Source organism: Dokdonia sinensis, assembly GCF_003688895.1.
In the GTDB taxonomy this organism is placed as follows: domain Bacteria; phylum Bacteroidota; class Bacteroidia; order Flavobacteriales; family Flavobacteriaceae; genus Dokdonia; species Dokdonia sinensis.
In genome coordinates this window covers 1-2,500 of sequence record NZ_REFV01000029.1, presented here as the reverse complement: position 1 = coordinate 2,500, position 2,500 = coordinate 1, and the positions used below count along the sequence as shown (strand labels likewise).

Sequence of the window (2,500 nt, the reverse complement as noted above, 5' to 3'; positions counted from 1 at the left end):
GTTATGAGTTATTAGTTATGAGTCTTGAGTATCAATACCCGCAACAAACCCAACTTCTAAAATTTCCTTCAAAATATGTGTGACACTGAAACAACTCCAGTGCAAATGAACATCGCAAGTTATAAAGCTTTCGCGAAAGCGTAAATCCAATACACAAACACACCTCTTAAAATGTGTCTGCCCACTGGGCAGTAGTCTCAGGCAGACTCGAACTGCCGACCTCTACATTATCAGTGTAGCGCTCTAACCAGCTGAGCTATGAGACTGTTTGATAGATGTGAGATATAAGATACTAGATATCAGATAAAAATCTCACGTCTCAAATCTCATACCTGAAATCTAAAAAAAATATTAAATCGACAGCTATTGAAAACTAGAACCGAACTTTATAGTCCAACATTCTTTGTCCATTGATATGCCTATAAATAGACAATCTCTAGAAAGGAGGTGTTCCAGCCGCACCTTCCGGTACGGCTACCTTGTTACGACTTAGCCCTAGTTACCAGTTTTACCCTAGGCCGCTCCTTGCGGTGACGGACTTCAGGTACCCCCAGCTTCCATGGCTTGACGGGCGGTGTGTACAAGGCCCGGGAACGTATTCACCGGATCATGGCTGATATCCGATTACTAGCGATTCCAGCTTCACGGAGTCGAGTTGCAGACTCCGATCCGAACTGTGATAGGGTTTATAGATTCGCTCCTGGTCGCCCAGTGGCTGCTCTCTGTCCCCACCATTGTAGCACGTGTGTGGCCCAGGACGTAAGGGCCGTGATGATTTGACGTCATCCCCACCTTCCTCACGGTTTGCACCGGCAGTCTGGCTAGAGTTCCCGACATTACTCGCTGGCAACTAACCACAGGGGTTGCGCTCGTTATAGGACTTAACCTGACACCTCACGGCACGAGCTGACGACAACCATGCAGCACCTTGTAAATTGTCCGAAGAAAAGTCTATCTCTAAACCTGTCAATCTACATTTAAGCCCTGGTAAGGTTCCTCGCGTATCATCGAATTAAACCACATGCTCCACCGCTTGTGCGGGCCCCCGTCAATTCCTTTGAGTTTCATTCTTGCGAACGTACTCCCCAGGTGGGATACTTATCACTTTCGCTTAGCCACTCAGAAACAAGTTCCGAACAGCTAGTATCCATCGTTTACGGCGTAGACTACCAGGGTATCTAATCCTGTTCGCTACCTACGCTTTCGTCCATCAGCGTCAATATACTGTTAGTGATCTGCCTTCGCAATCGGTATTCTATGTAATATCTAAGCATTTCACCGCTACACTACATATTCTAACCACTTCACAATAATTCAAGACCTGCAGTATCAATGGCAATTCTATGGTTGAGCCACAGACTTTCACCACTGACTTACAAGCCCGCCTACGGACCCTTTAAACCCAATGATTCCGGATAACGCTTGCACCCTCCGTATTACCGCGGCTGCTGGCACGGAGTTAGCCGGTGCTTATTCTTATGGTACCGTCATCAATCTACACGTAGATCTTATTCTTCCCATATAAAAGTAGTTTACAACCCATAGGGCAGTCTTCCTACACGCGGCATGGCTGGATCAGGCTTGCGCCCATTGTCCAATATTCCTCACTGCTGCCTCCCGTAGGAGTCTGGTCCGTGTCTCAGTACCAGTGTGGGGGATCTCCCTCTCAGGACCCCTATCTATCGAAGTCTTGGTAAGCCGTTACCTTACCAACTAACTAATAGAACGCATACTCATCTCATACCGCCGAAACTTTAATCATAAAACTGATGCCAGTATATGATACTATGGGGCATTAATCTTCGTTTCCAAAGGCTATTCCCCAGTATAAGGTAGATTGTATACGCGTTACGCACCCGTGCGCCGGTCGTCAGCAAGTAGCAAGCTACTCCTGTTACCCCTCGACTTGCATGTGTTAAGCCTGCCGCTAGCGTTCATCCTGAGCCAGGATCAAACTCTTCATCGTGTATTTTAAATAAATTTACAGGACTCCAAATCTGAACTCAAAGTTCTTAATGATTCTAGTTTTCAATTTCTTTATACTCCAATTAAAAAAAGGAGTGGTTCTTCTTAAAGCAACCATAAGATCGCTAAAATAAAACGCGCTGTCAATTCAATAAGTCAATGAACTTTATCCTGAAATCTATCCAGGACTTCTTTCTCCTAAAAAAAAGAAAAAGCTTCTCGTTAAGTGTAAAGGAATCGAACCTTTCATTCTGAACTCGTTTCAGAACCGCTACCATACACTACATTTTCAATCTCTGTCTATGAACATCGCTAGAGGTGTTTCTCTAAGCGGGTGCAAATGTACAACTGTTTTTTAATATAGCAAGCAAATAAAAAGAAAAAATAAATCTTTTTTAAAACCCCAAAAACAACAGCACAAAACTTAAGAACATCCCCGCCAAAACGGACGGCAAAGATAACACAGATTTAATTCCCCACAAGACAAAAACTAAAGAAAATATGTGAAATTTTTAAAACCAAATAAACAACAACA

The 2,500-nt window shown here is 43.9% G+C and carries 1 tRNA gene and 1 rRNA gene; both read right to left on the bottom strand.

Going from position 1 to position 2,500, the window contains the following annotated elements:
- Positions 1 to 192: 192 nt before the first annotated feature.
- Positions 193 to 266 (bottom strand) — tRNA-Ile (locus tag EAX61_RS16210).
- A gap of 174 nt (positions 267 to 440) precedes the next feature.
- Positions 441 to 1,966: ribosomal RNA gene (locus EAX61_RS16205) — 16S ribosomal RNA — on the bottom strand.
- Between the last annotated feature and the right edge of the window lie 534 nt (positions 1,967 to 2,500).